This window comes from Psychroserpens sp. S379A, from assembly GCF_049800755.1.
GTDB lineage: Bacteria > Bacteroidota > Bacteroidia > Flavobacteriales > Flavobacteriaceae > Psychroserpens.
In genome coordinates this window covers 179,090-196,048 of sequence record NZ_JBNAFQ010000002.1, presented here as the reverse complement: position 1 = coordinate 196,048, position 16,959 = coordinate 179,090, and the positions used below count along the sequence as shown (strand labels likewise).

Annotated in this window: 12 protein-coding genes and 1 tRNA gene; 3 read left to right on the top strand and 10 right to left on the bottom strand. The window is 32.3% G+C overall.

The window, feature by feature from the left end; genetic code table 11:
* Positions 1 to 3: 3 nt before the first annotated feature.
* The 6 genes from ACP15M_RS05625 to ACP15M_RS05600 form a co-directional block, all read right to left on the bottom strand.
* On the bottom strand, positions 4 to 327 hold the full coding sequence (locus tag ACP15M_RS05625; protein WP_425076207.1) for a DUF4286 family protein: 324 nt from the start codon (positions 325 to 327) through the stop codon (positions 4 to 6).
* Positions 328 to 336: 9 nt separating this feature from the next.
* Positions 337 to 849: a GNAT family N-acetyltransferase gene (locus ACP15M_RS05620; RefSeq protein WP_425076206.1), complete on the bottom strand. Its 513-nt coding sequence runs from the start codon at positions 847 to 849 to the stop codon at positions 337 to 339.
* Between the two features lie 8 nt (positions 850 to 857).
* A complete protein-coding gene (locus tag ACP15M_RS05615; RefSeq protein WP_425076205.1) occupies positions 858 to 2,636 on the bottom strand; it encodes a tetratricopeptide repeat protein in 1,779 nt (592 codons plus the stop codon).
* A 393-nt stretch (positions 2,637 to 3,029) separates the two neighbouring features.
* On the bottom strand, positions 3,030 to 4,298 hold the full coding sequence (serS, locus tag ACP15M_RS05610; protein ID WP_425076204.1) for a serine--tRNA ligase: 1,269 nt from the start codon (positions 4,296 to 4,298) through the stop codon (positions 3,030 to 3,032).
* Between the two features lie 34 nt (positions 4,299 to 4,332).
* Positions 4,333 to 5,655, bottom strand: coding sequence for an HTTM domain-containing protein (locus ACP15M_RS05605; RefSeq protein WP_425076203.1), 1,323 nt, complete (start codon positions 5,653 to 5,655; stop codon positions 4,333 to 4,335).
* Entirely contained in the window at positions 5,648 to 6,577 is a 930-nt protein-coding gene (locus ACP15M_RS05600; protein WP_425076202.1) for a bifunctional riboflavin kinase/FAD synthetase, read from the bottom strand. The genes ACP15M_RS05605 and ACP15M_RS05600 overlap by 8 nt, the downstream gene beginning before the upstream one ends.
* Before the next feature lie 242 nt (positions 6,578 to 6,819).
* On the opposite strand from ACP15M_RS05600, the gene ACP15M_RS05595 reads away from it, so the two are divergent.
* Together ACP15M_RS05595 and ACP15M_RS05590 are read left to right on the top strand one after the other, a co-directional pair.
* Positions 6,820 to 8,913 carry a T9SS type A sorting domain-containing protein gene (locus tag ACP15M_RS05595; RefSeq protein ID WP_425076201.1) on the top strand — a complete coding sequence of 698 codons (2,094 nt, stop codon included), beginning with the start codon at positions 6,820 to 6,822 and terminating at the stop codon, positions 8,911 to 8,913.
* A gap of 95 nt (positions 8,914 to 9,008) precedes the next feature.
* Positions 9,009 to 12,344 carry a reprolysin-like metallopeptidase gene (locus tag ACP15M_RS05590; RefSeq protein ID WP_425076200.1) on the top strand — a complete coding sequence of 1,112 codons (3,336 nt, stop codon included), beginning with the start codon at positions 9,009 to 9,011 and terminating at the stop codon, positions 12,342 to 12,344.
* A 52-nt stretch (positions 12,345 to 12,396) separates the two neighbouring features.
* Here the strand turns inward: ACP15M_RS05590 and pth are convergent, their stop codons facing one another.
* The 3 genes from pth to ACP15M_RS05575 form a co-directional block, all read right to left on the bottom strand.
* A complete protein-coding gene (gene pth / locus ACP15M_RS05585) occupies positions 12,397 to 12,963 on the bottom strand; it encodes an aminoacyl-tRNA hydrolase (protein WP_425076199.1) in 567 nt (188 codons plus the stop codon).
* 145 nt (positions 12,964 to 13,108) lie between these two features.
* Positions 13,109 to 13,756: a 50S ribosomal protein L25/general stress protein Ctc gene (locus ACP15M_RS05580; RefSeq protein WP_425076198.1), complete on the bottom strand. Its 648-nt coding sequence runs from the start codon at positions 13,754 to 13,756 to the stop codon at positions 13,109 to 13,111.
* Positions 13,757 to 13,806: 50 nt separating this feature from the next.
* Positions 13,807 to 14,748: a ribose-phosphate pyrophosphokinase gene (locus ACP15M_RS05575; RefSeq protein ID WP_425076197.1), complete on the bottom strand. Its 942-nt coding sequence runs from the start codon at positions 14,746 to 14,748 to the stop codon at positions 13,807 to 13,809.
* A 144-nt stretch (positions 14,749 to 14,892) separates the two neighbouring features.
* Between ACP15M_RS05575 and ACP15M_RS05570 the strand changes: the two genes are divergently transcribed.
* Positions 14,893 to 14,974, top strand: a tRNA-Leu gene (locus ACP15M_RS05570).
* 16 nt (positions 14,975 to 14,990) lie between these two features.
* Here ACP15M_RS05570 and ACP15M_RS05565 read toward each other — a convergent pair.
* Positions 14,991 to 16,958, bottom strand: a complete 1,968-nt coding sequence (locus ACP15M_RS05565) for a DUF3857 domain-containing protein (protein WP_425076196.1) — start codon at positions 16,956 to 16,958, stop codon at positions 14,991 to 14,993.
* Position 16,959: the final 1 nt, after the last annotated feature.

Genomic DNA, 16,959 nt, shown 5'->3' with positions numbered 1-16,959 from the left:
TTTTTACTTAAATTTTACTGAATACTCATCTACAATTTGAAGCTCAGTTCTAAACGCTAACATTTTATCTGCAAATTTTTTCATGCCTTCAGTTCTTAATTTTTCAGCATCTTCTTTGTAATAAGCGTCTAATGCTTCTCTTGAGTAAGATCGATATTGAATAGAATAGGTTTGTCCTCCCATATCTTCTTCAACCAAAACTTTAGTTAAGGTGGCTTTTTCAAATTTTCCAGTTGAAAGTACTTGAGGAATATGTTCTTTGATCCAAAGTAACCATTCGTCATGGATGCTGTCATCAATATTGACAGTCACATTATAGATATACATATATGATAATTATAATTTTTTTACAAAGAACAGAAGTTCTTTGTCGTCTTCAAAGGGTTTTACTGTTTTTTGGTAAGATAAGCCTAATTTTTCCAAAAGACGAATAGAAGGTTTGTTTTCTGGAAGCGTAATTGCGCAAAGCATTTTTATATTGAAGGAGTTTTTAGCAAGATGTACTATTTCTGAAGCAGCTTCAAAACCATAACCTTTTCTGTGGTATTCGGGAAGCATAGAAAACCCAATGTCAATATATTCTAAGGTGTCTCTTTTTAATAGTCCGAAAGTGCCTATTGACTTTAGTTTTTCAGCTTTTACTTGAACTTTATAGTAGCCAAAACCATGTTCTTTATAGCATTTAAGCTGATTGTTTTGAATGTAGTTTGCGGCTTCTTCGACTGTTTTAATGTTTCGGTCGCCAATGTATTTAATCCAATCAGGTGTATTCATTAACTCTAAAATAAAAGCAGCATCGTCTGTAGTGATTTTTGAGAGAATAAGCCTGTCAGTTTCTGCAACAATCATTTAATAAATTAATTAATAGCATCACCACGAAGCATTCTAAAACGCTTTCGAGCTTCAATAAAGTATATGCTGTCTTCGTGATTAAATATAATATTTTCATACAAAGGTTTTGCCTTTTCTGGCTCACCTAGTTGTGTTTCGTATAATTGACCTAAATAAAAATGCGCATCATCAGCAAGAATTTCATCTCTATAATTGGCTATAATATATTCGTAATTAGTCTTAGCTTTATTGTATTGTTTTGTTTTTTCAAACAGTTTTGCTTGCATAAATAAGGCTTGGTCTTCAATTGTTTCGCCTTTATGTTCCTTAAGGATTTTATCTAAAAATGAAATAGCTTCTTCGTTTTTATTCTGAAACCCAAGTAAATCAGCTTTAGAGTATAAGCGTAATGCAGTATGAAGTGAGTCTTCTTGAATGTTATCTGAAATCAAGAGTTTTAAATCTAACGCATCGTTTGCAATGAGTTGAGAAGTAGAAGACTTTAAAATTTTAAGTTGCGATTCTGCCCATTCAAAATCACCTTTATAATAACTTGTTTTTGCAACTTTAAACCTGGCTTGCTGAGAAATGGTACTGTTTTTTAAATTCGCTTGAATTTGAGAATAGTAGATTAAAGCTTCATTGAATTTTTCTTGAAACACTAAAATATCACCTAATTTTAGTTTTACTGTAGCTTCTTGAAATAAAGACAATTCTAATTTGAGACTTTCCTTTAAAAACAGACTCGCTTCTTCTGGCTTATGGAGGTTAAATGCTAGAAAATTGCCATATGCAATTTGAAGCGAAATGGTTTGCTCATAAGTACCATACTGATTAAAAAGTTCTAGGTATTTTTCTTGAATGTCTTTGAGTTCCTTTTTGCTAGCATTTGTGATTTCAATATCTAAAAGGTACTGATGTGCAGTAAGTCTGGTTTCAATATCTTGAGAATTTTCTAAAATGTAATTAAAAATAGAGATGGCTATATCGTATTCTTTTTCATTAATAGCAGTAAGAGCTAAATCTGTAATACGACTTAAACTTTCAGGATTTCTTCGGTACAGCGCTTTTTCTTGAACAAAAGCTTTATTGTAAGCTTTTTCTTGAATATAGAGCCAGCTTAACATATCGTACCACATTTCGTCTGGTTGTGCTTGTATTTTTTTAAGTAGTAGTTTTCTTAGTGAGACGTTATTTTCATTATCGCTATTTTCAGAAACAAAATCACTAAATGCACGTTTTCCGTTGTTTAAATATGTTGGCTTTAATGCTATATAATCGATATAATTTGAAAACATGTCTTCAATATTTCCAAGTTCACCATAAATGCGTGCCAATTGAACGTTGTAGTTTTGTTTAGGATTAAGAACCATTGCTTTTTTGTAAACAATAATAGCCTTATCTAAAATACTATGGTCTTGAAAACGTTTTGCGACACTATATGCAAAAGCTGGGTTTTCGTCAATAGCAATAATGGCATCAGTAAAGTAAGTTTCAGACATTTCTGTATTGCCTTTTAATTGATAATTGTAACCTAATTCGACTAAAAGAGTTGGGTTATTACTTTTAGAAAGACGTTCTAATAAAAGGATTTGCACGTTATCATACTGTTCTAACTGCTGGTGTGTTTCAATAAGCTTGTATAGGTATTTATAATTGCCTTTATGTTTTTCGTATAATTTTTGGTAAGAAATTAGAGCTTTTTCAAATTCTCCACGTTTGAAATAGCCGTCTGCTAGTTGTTCGTTTTGTGAAAAACCTAACACAGATGTACAAATAAAGATGATGAGTAAGAATTGCTTCATGCCACTAATTTATGTAAATATAACTTAAGCTGTGCTTACATATTGTGAATGTTTTTATAAAAAAATGCCTAAACGTACGTTTAGGCATTACCAACCAAAATAAATGTGCTATTAATCATATTATAAAATGATTCAATTACTCTGCTGTGGCTATTTTTTTGGGATTATCTAATTGAAGTAATAAAACATTACAGAAATACTTTACTTGCCATAACAATCAAGGTCACTAAAAGAACAAGACGTTTGATATTTTTCATAATAAGTAGGTTATTGGTGATTTGGAGTACCAACTTCAATATTATTCTTGAAAAATCAAAAGAATTTGTCAAATATTCGTTGAACAACGTCTTTTTTTAGCATTTAAACGATTTAATATATGAAAAATCTTACAAATTAGATTTTATCAAATCCAGTATAAGGAATTAAAACCTCAGGAATTTGAATGCCATCTTCGGTTTGATAATTCTCTAAAATACCAGCTAAAACTCGTGGTAAAGCTAATGAGCTTCCGTTAAGCGTATGGCAAAGTTCTTTTTTACCATCACTATTTTTGAATCGGAGTTTTAATCTATTGGCTTGATAGGTTTCAAAATTAGATACAGAAGAAATTTCTAACCATCGATCTTGAGCAGTTGAAAACACTTCAAAATCATAAGTTAAAGCTGATGTAAAGCCTAAATCGCCTCCACATAAACGTAATATTCTGTATGGTAATTTAAGTTCTTGAAGTATGGTTTTTACATGTTCAACCATTTCGGTTAACGCATCATACGAACGATTTGGATGCTCAACACGTAAAATTTCAACCTTATCAAATTGATGTAAACGGTTTAAACCTCTAACATGTGCGCCATAACTTCCAGCTTCACGACGAAAACAAGGTGTGTAACCAGTAATGGCTTTTGGTAGATCGCTTTCTGCTAATAAATCGTCTCTAAATAAATTAGTTGCTGGAACTTCAGCAGTAGGAATAAGGTATAAGTTGTCTTCGGTTACGTGATACATCTGACCTTCTTTATCTGGTAATTGACCAGTACCAAATCCTGAGGCTTCATTAACTAAATGAGGTAATTGAAATTCGGTGTAACCAGCTTCGGTGTTTTTATCTAAAAAATAGGTAATTAAAGCACGTTGTAATCTTGCGCCTTTTCCTTTATACACAGGAAAACCTGCTCCAGTAATTTTGTTACCAAGTTCAAAATCGATGATATCGTATTTTTTTGCTAATTCCCAGTGAGGTAAAGCTTCGCTATGTAACACAGGAATATCACCTTCTCTAAATACTTCTTCATTATCTTCATCGGTATTTCCAGCAGGAACAATTGCATTAGGAACGTTAGGTATTTTATATAATAAAGTTTGTAATGCTTCAGTTTTAGCACTTAGTTGTTCACCTAAGGTTTTAGAATCTTCTTTAAGTTGTGTGGTTTTTTCTTTTAGCGCATTAGCTTCAGAAGCTTTTCCAGATTTAAACAAGTTTCCAATTTCTTTTGAAATACTATTAGATTCGGCTAGTGTGGTGTCTAATTGAGTTTGTAAGGCTCTTCTGTCTTCATCTAATTGAAGAACTTGTTCTATCATTTGAGAGGCATCAATATTTCGTTTCGCCAATCTTTGTATAACATCTTCTTTATGTTCTCTAATAAAAGCAACTTGTAACATGCGTAAAAATTTAAGCTGCAAATTTAATGAATTGTCAGTTATTCTCGTCTTGTTTTGAAGGTAAAATCCACTCTTGATGTTTAAAAGGATGCCATTTTACATTTGCTAAGTCTACTTTTGGATCGATAAGTTGTTGTCTTGGTTTTCCATTTACACTTACAAAAGCGTTAACGTAAACTTCAATGTCTTTTCCTTTGCTTGCGTAGTCTTTTTTCAAGTGCTGCGCAAATTGCCAAATAACATCAGGTTTTGAACCTACAGATTTTCGTTGTTTTTTAGAAAGGTACTCGCTTAAATTAATTTTTGTAGCACGTTTGGTTGCTTTATCAACAACAGTAAATGACGTATAACTATTTTTTGTACGAAGCATCATTCGCCAAGACATTCGGTGTCCTTCTTCTGTCCATAACACATCGTCTTCAATACAATGGTGTCTTAACGGAAGTGCAATTTGAATAATAAAAAATGTGATAAAAACAGTTTTAATAACTGAAGCATAATTTGGAACGATGACTTCATTTGCTTCATAAAGTGTTTTTTTCTTTAAAAATATATTCTGAATACGTTTAGGTTCAAAAAAGAATAACGAAAACGATAATGATAAATACGGAAAAATTCCAACTTGAAAAATGATTGAATTAAAGAGATGGAAAAATATGGAAGCGAAAAAGGCAATTTTGCGAGTTGGTTTCCATAGTAACATCGGAATAATAAGTCCGTCAAATAATATACCACCATAAGCTACAAAATAATGTACCACTTTATATTGAAGGAGTTCTCCAACCAAAATATAGTGTTGCTTACTTTGCATTAAAATTTTAGGTACTGTAAGATCTATCCAATCTGGATACATTTTAGCAATTGATGCAAAGCTGTATAAAATGAAAAGTTGAAAGAAAAAATATAACCTACACCAATTAGGCATGGAGTTGCGTTTGATTTTCGGATTGAGTTTTACGTCAACAGAAGCATATTTGTGAGCAGGCATCACAATCATTACAGCACTTAAAATCATTAAAAAATAATAATGATTGTTGTAAGATGATTTTTGCATAAAATACACGCCAGCCCAAAGTATGGTGAAACTTATGATGCTCAATCGATATTTATAACCTAACATTACAAAAATCCCAAAGATTCCCATAACTGCATAATAAATATACATCCAAGGACTAGGTAAAGGTTGCAACCATTCAAAACCAATAAAGCTAAACGTAAATTGAGGTTCAACAAGAGTTCGGGTAATCCAACCAGTAAGAATAGCACCAAAACTTTCTAAAGCAATTAAGGCTCCAAATAGCATTCTAAATACAATTAGTGCGCTATTGTCTATATGTTTAAATAAAAACTTATGCATTGGTATTAATGAACTTTAACGCTTCTTTTTGATCTATTTTAAGTTGCTCTTGAAGTAATGTAATAGATTCAAATTTGTGTTCGTCTCTTAGTCGATTTAAAATTTTTACTTTGAGTTTTTTACCATAAAGATCTTTGTTAATGTCAAAAAAATGAACCTCAATAGATTGTTTTGTTCCATTAACCGTTGGATTTGTACCAATATTCATCATGCCATAAATTTTTACATTATCAATATTAGCACTAACAACATAAACGCCATTTTTAGGAATGAGTTTATAATCTTCTTTAACATGGATATTAGCTGTTGGAAATTGAATTTGTTTGCCTAAACCTTTTCCTTTTACAACAATTCCGGTTAAGAAAAATGGAGCACCTAAATATGAATTAGCCGTTGCGATGTCTCCTATAGAGATTGCATTTCTAATTTTTGTTGAACTCACAGCGACATCTTTAATGTCTTGAGCAGAAATTTCTTCAACTTCAAACCCAAATTCTTTTCCAAAGACCTTTAAATCTTCAATATTGGCACTCCTGTTTTTACCAAAATGATGATCATAACCAATAATAATGTGCTTGGCATTTAGTTCGTCAACTAAAATAGTTTTGACATAATCTCTTGCTGAAAGATTAGCAAATTCAAGATTAAATGTTTTAACTAGAAGTGCTTCTAAATTTAATTTAGAGAGTAATTCTTTGCGTTCATCAATGGTGTTTAAAAGCTTAATATTTGCATCTTTTTGAAGCACCGTTCTAGGATGAGGAAAAAAGGTTAAAACAACTGATTCTAGGTTTTTGTTTTGGCCAACATTAACCAAACGTTCAATAATTTTTTGATGACCTATATGTACACCATCAAAAGTTCCAATAGTAATTACTGATGGGTTTTTAGAATATGTGTTTTGAGAATTATAAAGTTTCAAGACTGAATTTTATTTTGGTAAAAATAATCATAAACCTAAAAGGAAGAAACGTTGATTTCAGTATTTATGACTTTAATTTTTTTAAAAAAGATAAAGACACATGGAAATTAATGTCATTTAATGTTAAAACCAAAGGTTTTGTTAAAAAAACAATAAAAAAACCATAAGATTTCATTAAATTTGAAGCCACTATTTGTTAAAAATGTAGTGATAAAGAAAAATTTAACTAATATTCAAAACACATGAAGAACTTTACTTTTAAATCAATGTTAACTGCTTTAGTACTTTTATTTGCTTTTGCCAGCTTTTCTCAAGATCGTACTTGTGGAATGGTCGAGTACATGGAAGAGATGCTAAAAGACCCTGTTTTAGCAAAAGAATACAAAGAGAATCAAAAAAGATTCAAGGAAGAAGTTGCTAGAAGATTAAATACAGATTCCCAAGCACGAGGAGGTGCAACCATACAAATTCCTGTTGCAGTACATTTTCCAACAGGAAACCCAGCAGACAGAGCTTGTCTAGAAGCTTTGGCTCAAAGTCAAATAGATGTTTTAAATGCAGATTACTCAGCAACTAATGCAGACCTGTCTATTTGGAATAATCAATCTGGTCAATATTATCCTGGTTTAAGTCCTGGATCTACTAATATCGAATTTTGTATTGCTACATCAAATCATCCAGTAGGTGTACCTCAATTAGTTGAAGGACAGCCAGCCGTTACTATTGGTTATAATTTTGCGAATGGAGCGGGATTTCCTGAGATGGATGCCAACTTTCAAGGGTATATGAACTTTCTTGTAAAACCAATTGGACCACTAGGTTATTCACCATTAGGAGGTAGTGTTGCTAATGGTATGGCAGTAGTGATTAACACCAATACTTTTGGTGTTGGATCTGGTTGTCCTACTTCTGGTATTGCTCCAGGATTTCCTTATAATCAAGGTAGAACAACTACTCATGAGTTAGGTCACTTTTTTAATTTATCACATACGTTTATTGCTGATGGAGGAGGAAATTGTGCTCAACCTGATGCAGACGGTATTGCTGATACACCTAAAGTGGCTAATAGTACATATGGATGTCCTAGCATACCAGGAGCATTTGGTTGTTCACCAGGACAGAGGGCTTTAACTATGAATTATATGGATTATGTTAATGATGCTTGTATGTATATGTTTACACCTGGACAAATGAATGTAGCTGAATCATATATTGGTCCTAATTTAGTGCCAGCATTTAAGCCTAATACTTGTGTAGCAGCTGCTCCAGGATTTAACCTTACAGCTGATAACAGTCCAATTTTTAGCTGTCCTAACACTGATATGCAAGCCGATTTTAATCTAACTTATACAACGTTATTAGATTTTAGTGAAACGACAACTTTTTCTGCTACTGGACAACCAGCAGGTTCTACAGTGACTTTTAGTCCTACGTCATTAAATGATGATGGGAATTTTACAATGACTATTGGAAATATTGGAGCTACTGCAGTTGGTGAATATACAATTACGGTTACTGGTACATCTAATTCTGTTACAGAATCTGTAGATGTAGTATTAAACAATACTTGTACTGAGATTGTTTGTACGCCATATACACCAGATCCAGCAGACCTACCTCTTGCAATTACAGATGGCCAAGCAGGCGGAGGAGTTGGTCAACCACTTGCTTCAATTGTAGTTAATGTACCAAACTCAGCAATAATTGATGGCATGACAGTTACCGTAGATATGACGCATACTTATGTTCAAGATTTAATATTACAATTAGTACATCCTGCAAGTACCGAAGCTAATCCTATTTTTGTGAATTTGTTGGCTCAAGATTGCGCTTCTGAGAATTTTAACAATACGGTACTTACTTTTGACGATACAGCTTCTGCAATTACATGTCCAGGTGGAGATACTACTGATATTTCATCTGGAACTATTTCACCAACAGATCCATTAAGTACGTTTGATGGGCTAGATGCTCAAGGAGATTGGACATTATTTGTTGCTGATACATTTCAAGGAGATGTAGGACAATTAAATGATCTAATATTAACAATATGTGCTGAAGAATCTTTAAGTGTTTCAGAATTTGAATTAGATGGCTTTGCAATTTTCCCTAACCCTAATAATGGAGAGTTTACAATTAAATTGAATTCTAATTCTGGAAATGATATTAAAGTGGATGTATTTGATATTAGAGGACGAAGAATCTATAATAATTTATATTCTAATACAGGAGAATTTAATGAAACAGTTAATTTAAATAATGTGCAATCAGGCATGTACTTAATTACTGTTAATGATGGAAATAATGAAGTTACTAAACGAATTATAGTGGAGTAACTAAGTGATTTATATAACTTTAAAAGAGGGGGCTGAATTGCCTCCTCTTTTTTTGTTTATTTATTATATCTTTAGGAAATTTTTTAAAATATATTATGAAAAGAAATCTCCACATCACCACAGTTATGGTTTTATTTTTTGGAATGTTTTCAGCATTTGCGCAAGATGCAGTTTGGAACGTTTCAGAGTTTAGAAATGGAACTAATAATATTACGCTAGAGCATTTAGATTCAAAAAACTTTACGGTTTTTCAATTAAATATTGAAACCTTAAAACAACAATTACAAAACGCTCTTCATAGAGATGCTTCTAACGGACAATCAAATACAATTGTCCAGTTTCCAAATGTTCAAGGAGAGCTAGAAGCTTATCGTGTTGTCGAAACGGCAATATTTTCTTCAGAATATGGAGCTAATACTCATCCAAATATTAAAACATATTTAGGATCTAAAATTGATAATTCAGGAACAAGAATACGATTTAGTGTAACTCCTTTAGGTGTGAAAGCCATGATATCTGAACCTAATAAAGAGACATTTTATATTCAACCAGTAACCAAAGTGTCTAATGGACAATATTTAATTTATAATAAAAAAGCAAAAATTGATTCTTCAGATACATTTGAATGTTTAACTGAAGATATAGAAGTACTTTCTAGATCAGCATCACCAAATGTATTACAACGTGACGCTAATGACCAAACGCTTAGAACATATAGAATAGCAATTTCAACAACTTCACAATATACTGGTTTTTGGAATGATGGTAACGCAGGTAATGGTGGTCCACAAGAAGATGCTTTAGCGCAATTGGTTTCGACTTTAAATAGAATGAATGAAGTGTTTGAAGTTGATATGGCAATTACGTTTGTATTAGTAGATACATTAGATGATCCTGCTATTGATTTAGTTTATTCTGGATCTGACCCTTACGGAAATAATTTAAATAACGATTTGCAATCAAATTTAACAGCTACAGTTGGAGAATCTGATTATGATATTGGACATCTATTTCATTATGATGATAATAATGGAAATGCTGGTTGTATAGGTTGTGTTTGTGAAAATGGAAAAGGAAGTGGATTTTCGGCACATTTATTTGTTGATAATGATGGAGGTCCATATATGTCTGATTTTTTTGATATAGATTATGTACCACACGAGGTTGGTCACCAAATGGGAGCAAACCATACGTTTTCTCATAATACTGAAGGTGCAGGTGTAAATGCTGAACCTGGAAGTGGTACTACGATAATGGGTTATGCTGGAATAACTGGTGGTAACAATGTTCAAAACCATAGTGATCCTTATTTTCATTATTATTCAATAAGTCAAATTTTAACTAATGTATCTTCAGCTCCAAATGATTGTGCAGCAACAACCACAATTACTAATAACCCACCAGTTGCAAATGCAGGAACTGATTATACAATTCCAAATGGAACGGCTTTTGTCTTAAGAGGAAATGCTACTGATCCTGATGGTTCAGATACACTAACATATTGTTGGGAGCAAATAGATAATGGTAATACAACAAATAATAATTTTGGTCCTACAAAAACAAGTGGAGCGCTTTGGAGATCAAGACCACCTAGTACATCTCCAGATAGATATATGCCAATTTTTGAACGTGTTTTAGATGGACAACTTACAGAAACAAATCCTGGAATAACAGCAGATAATTCATCTTGGGAAACAGTATCTACTGTAGGAAGGGATTTAAATTTTGCTTTAACTGTTAGAGATCGAGCTGAGGCAGGTGGAGTTGGACAGACTCCTCAATCTGACTATGATACTATGACAGTAACTGTTGATGATGTTAGCGGTCCTTTTGTAGTAACCTCTCAAAACTCAAATGAAACTTGGGATGCAGGATCTTTGCAAACTATTACTTGGGATGTAGCAGGAACTGATAGTGGAAATGTGAATACACCTACTGTAAATATATTGCTGTCGGTAGATGGAGGACAAACATTTCCGTTTACTTTAGCATCAAATGTCGCAAATGATGGGTCTCAAGATATTACAGTACCTGTTACAGGTGGTGGCGACACGTCAATGGCAAGAATTATAGTTGAAGGGAATAACAATATCTTTTATGCTGTTAACGCTTCAAATTTTACGATCCAAGAGTCTGAATTTGTAATTACTGTTGATACTACAGAATTAGATGTTTGTCAACCTAATAGTTTGGTTTATAACTTTACTTACAACACTTTTCTTGGGTTTAATGGCACTACAAATTTTTCTGTTTCAGGACTACCATCTGGTGCTTCAGCTATTATTAATCCAACATCTGCTGTAAACGATGGTACATCTGGAACGATTACTATAAATGGAGTAGGTAGTTTAGCCATAGGAAGTTATCCGTTTGTGTTTGAAGGTAATTCTGGAGGTATTACTCAAAGTGTAGATTTAGTAATGAACGTTTATAATGACTCAGTTGATGCCGCTATTTTAACGTCGCCTACTAATGGAGCAATAGATCAAAGTGCTGAAGCGGAATTAGCATGGACAGGTAGTAATAATGCTCAAGATTATTTTGTAGAAATTGCTTCAGATATGAGCTTTACAAATATTGTCGATAGTGCAACTGTACAAACAACATCTTACATGGCTAGCGGATTGAATACCAGTACATTGTATTACTGGAGAGTTACGGCTTCAAATTTGTGTAATACTGCACCAGTATCTACAGTTTATAGTTTTACAACAGCTAATGTCATTTGTGATGATTTCTTAGATGATGTTGAACAAACCATATCTATTTTTGGAGGAACAGTTATATCAACGATTAATGTTGATTCAAATCTTCTTGTTGTAGACGTAAATGTAACATTAAATATGAGTCACACTTATGTCTCAGATTTAGATATTACACTTACAAGTCCGTCAGGTACTGTGGTAGATTTAATTATGGGGCAAGGAGGAGATGGGGAGAATTTCGTTGATACAACTTTTGATCAAGAAGGAACAGATGGTCCTATTACAGGTGCTACTGCTCCGTTTACAGGAAGCTTCATTCCTCAAGGAGATATGTCTGCTATTTATGGTGAAAATTCTGGTGGAGATTGGACATTAACAATAGTTGATGATGCCTTTTTTGATGGAGGAACATTTCATAGTTTTAATCTTAATTTATGTGTAGAAAGTACACTTTCGGTTGAAGATGAGGTTTTTAGTCTTTCAGATATTGTGATTTATCCAAATCCAAATAAAGGAAGGTTTAATGTTAAGATTAATAATTCGAATTCTGAAAAAGTAAATATTTCAGTTTTTGATATTAGAGGAAGACGAATTTTTGATAACATATATAATGGTTCGTCATCTTTTAATCAAACTGTAAATCTTAATAATGCTCAATCTGGTGTATATCTTGTTACTGTTGAAAATGGAAACAACAAAATAACGAAGCGAATAATAATTGACTAAAAAGAAATAAAGTATTTTAGACTTAAAGAGAGGCTTTCGAGCTTCTCTTTTTTTATGTTCCGTTAAATGTATTCATGGTGTTATTTACACCTGCAGTTCCAAAAGATTTAATAAGTGCTATCGATTTTTCTATGCGTTCTGGAAGTTTTTCAGATTCTATATCAGACCATTCACCAAGAACATAATCGACTTGTCTGCCTTTAGAAAACTCATCACTTATGCCAAATCTAAACCTGTTGTATTTATTGGTTTGTAGTTTGTTTTGAATATCTTTCAAACCATTGTGTCCACCATCACTACCTTTTGTTTTGAGACGAAGGCTACCAAATGGAAGATTAAGATCATCAGTAATTACAAGTAAATTTTCTAACGGAATTTTCTCTTTTGTTAACCAATAGAGCACAGCTTTGCCGCTTAAATTCATAAACGTACTTGGTTTTAAGAGAATAAATGTTCGTCCTTTAAATTTGTATGTAGTTATATCACCTAGTTTTTGTGTTTCAAACGTAAGGTCTTCTTTTTTGGCTAAAGCATCTAAAACTTTAAAGCCGATATTGTGTCTTGTATTTGTGTATTGGGCTCCAATATTTCCAAGTCCAACAATTAGAAATTTTTTCATAGGATTAGTTTCTTCAATATCAATAGATATCGAATTCCAATTAAATAATGTTTTTAAATACTTCCAGATAATGAAATGTTTTTGTAAAAATAAAAAAGCATTCTAAATATTTAGAATGCTTTTTATATATAAAGAATACGTATGTCTATTCTTGAGCTTCAGTTGCAGGAGCTTCTCCTCCTTCTGCTGGAGCAGCAGCTTCAACATCGTCATCATCATCGTCATCATCATCTGCATCAAGTACAGCAGTTCTAGCTGTCTTCACTTGAACAACAACTGTGTTATCTGCATGAAGTAATGTATAACCTTCGCCTTCTAAAGCTGTTACATATAGTTTGTTTCCAATTTTAAGAGGTGTAATGTCTGCTTCTAAGAAATCTGGAAGATTTTTAGGCAACGCTTTTACTCTTAATTTACGTTTGTTTTTACGAAGAACTCCACCATTTAAAACACCTTTAGATGTTCCGATGATATGCACTGGAATATCCATTGCAATTTCTTTGTCTTCAAATAGACGGTAAAAATCTACATGTAAGATTTTGTCTGTTACTGGATGAAACTGGATGTCTTGTAAAACAGCATCGTAAGTGTCTCCATTGTCTAAGGCAATCACAACTGTATGCGCATTAGGCGTGTATACAAGTTTAGAGAAAGCCAATTCTGGTGCAGAGAAATGCACGTTCTGGTCTCCTCCGTATAATACGCAAGGAACCTGTCCAGCATTACGTAAGGCTTTTGTCGATTTCTTGCCCACGCTTTCTCTTTGAGATCCGTTGATTGTAATTGATTTCATTTTATATTAATTTAATTATTTACTTTTTTTGTTAGCCGAACTTGTTCGAGCTACATTACAAATTTTGAACTAATTGATTTATTGTAATGCACATTATGCATAACATCTGCAAAAAGTTTGGCACAACTTAAAACTCTAATTTTAGAATGTTCTTGTTTTAACGGAATTGAATCTGTAACAATTAACTCTTCTAATTTTGAGTTTTCAAGTTTTTTATAAGCATCACCAGATAAAATTGGATGTGTACAAATGGCTCTAACACTAAGCGCTCCTTTTTCCATCATTAAATCAGCTGCTTTTGTTAGTGTTCCAGCAGTATCTACCATATCATCTACCAACACGACATTTTTTCCTGTAACATCTCCAATGAGTTCCATATGAGAAATCACATTAGCTTTAGCACGTTGCTTATAACAGATAACCACATCACTTTCTAAGGCTTTAGAGTAGGCATAAGCTCTTTTAGAACCTCCCATATCTGGAGAAGCAATTGTTAGATTGCTTAAGTTTAGTTCTTTTAAGTATGGTAAAAATATAGTAGACGCAAATAAATGATCTACAGGTTTTTCAAAGAATCCTTGTATCTGATCAGCATGCAAATCCATTGTGATAATACGAGTTGCTCCAGCAGCTTCTAGCATTTTTGCTACTAATTTTGCAGCAATTGGCACTCTTGGTTTATCTTTTCTATCTTGTCTTGCCCATCCAAAATAAGGAAGCACTGCTGTAATGTGCCTTGCTGAAGCACGTTTGGCAGCGTCAATCATTAACAACATTTCCATTAAATTTTCTGGACCAGGATGTGTAGAACCTATAATGAAAATACGAGTACCTCTAATAGATTCTTCATAAGATGGCTGAAATTCACCATCGCTGTAAGTAGAGGTTATAACATTGCCTAAAGGCACACCAAAGGTTGTCGCAATTTTCTCTGCGAGTGTTTTACTTTGGTTACAAGCAAATATTTTTGCTTCAGTTGCTAAATTAGACATGTCTAACTATTTGTTTGGGAATGTTTTATACCTCTTTTTCTAAATGAGGTGCAAATTTAGGAATTTATTTGGACTGAAAAAGCATAAAAGCTACTATTTTTAATGCATTGTAAGAATTTATTTTATAATTTTGCAGTCCTAAATGCTCAAGTGGCGGAATTGGTAGACGCGCTGGATTCAAAATCCAGTTTCTTCGGAAGTGTGGGTTCGATTCCCACCTTGAGTACTAAAAAGTTGAATTATTACTTTGGTTCTAGTATTAAAGTGATTTTGTTAAAATCGGCTGCACTATTAATTACAGCTCTATATTCTTCGTAAATGTCTGTATTAACGCGATTCATTCTGTAGTGTTCATCAGCAACAATTGTTAATGTATTTCCTTTTAAAATATACGAAGAATCGAAACTCATTAATTTCACATTTTTAGAGTTGAGATAAGCATTACTTATATTGATATCATCTAAATTTGCAATAGTATAACCTTCAGGAATTGTAACTTTAATAGTTCTCGTATAACTTCTTTGAAATTCGCTCTCGACTGGGAGTGTACGTTCTTTTTCTTGATACAATTCAGTTTGCGGACCAATTAAATGACCAACATTAAACAAGTATTTTTTTCCAGCTTTCTCAACAAAAGTATTCGAATTAAAATCTAAAACAAACTCTAATGGTTTTTTACCAAAAAGGTTTGGGTCTTCATTATTGACTTTTTTGCTAGATATTATTGCATCTTCATCTAAGGTTTTTGCATAACTTTCAATGACTTCATCTTTGTCTTCTGGTTTAATGATATCCATATAAGGATGAATATATAACGCATAGTATCCTGTCATTGATCTTTTCAAATTAATATTGATGTTAGAAATATCGTCTGAATCAAATTTCACATCAATAATCATTTTATCAATAGTATGATCTGCGCTTACAGGTTTAATATATTTTATTTTTCCAACAGCAGATTTAAAATCTCCAATGGCAACCTCTTTAATAAATAAACCATAATTGTCGGTTAAAAAAGCTGGAGGAAACCCAAACCTTGAATCGGTTTCAGAGGGAGACATATAAGCTTTAGACTTTGGAAAATAGAACAATACATCTGTCAAGAAATTATTGGCCTCAAAATTTTTGTCAAAAAGCATATAATTACGCTCACAAGTGTAAACAAATTCATATTTCACATCTAATTGCTTGAAAATAGCATTATACAGTTGAATAATTCCTCTTAAGTTAGCTACTTTGTCTTTTAATATGTCCTCTAATGCGGAGAGTTTTTTACTATTTGCTTCAGCTAGATAAATATTTGTTTTTATGTAGGATTCTATAGCTTTAATTTTTTGATCGTCTGAATCATTTTCATTATAATCAATATTATTTAGAAACTTTTTTAGTTGTGAGCTAATTTTTTTTGAAATGTCTTTATTGTAAAAGTCATAAATATTTTGTGATACGCTTGAATATGAAGTGATGTCAGTTGTACGAGATGCTGTATTTTGGTCTAAAGCATAAATTAAATATTTTTTATGTGAATTGTATGCCGATAGTGTTTCTCTTTCAAGAGCTTTGACTTTAGGAATCTTAAAAAACCATCGGTTTTTGTCTTTAATTATGGTATCGTTTTCTATTTCTTTTAATTCATTATAACTTTTGAATTTAAAAATAAGATTGGTAGGTGCAAACAAATCAAATTCGACATTGTTTTTTTGAAAACTGGACTGAAAATTTAAACGTTTTCCTTTGTAACTTGGATAACGTTTTACAACATATAAGTACTCAATATAACTTCCTTTTTCAATGCCTTCAAATGCAAAATATTTGTAGGTTTTATTTGTTTCTTCGTTAGTTGCTGTAAGAATTTTGGAGTCGTCTAAGTCGTATATGTTACCATCTTTTAAAATCACTCTTGCTTTTGTTACTTCAAGATTTGAATCTGAAGAATGAGGTAAATAAATTTTGTTATAGTTCTCAATGGCATCATCTGAGTTTAGATAATACACATTATGTTCTAAAAAATATTCAACTAAACCACCTTCGTCATTAAAATAGAATTCGGTAACTACCTTTTCTTTTACAGAAGCCATACTTTTTTCTGAAAAACCTTCATTAGAATAACTAGGGTTTTTATCCCAATCATAATCTTGATAAAATGGTTGAGCAAATAAAGTAGTGATACTACATAGACAAAATAGTGATAAAAATAATTTTGAGTTCATT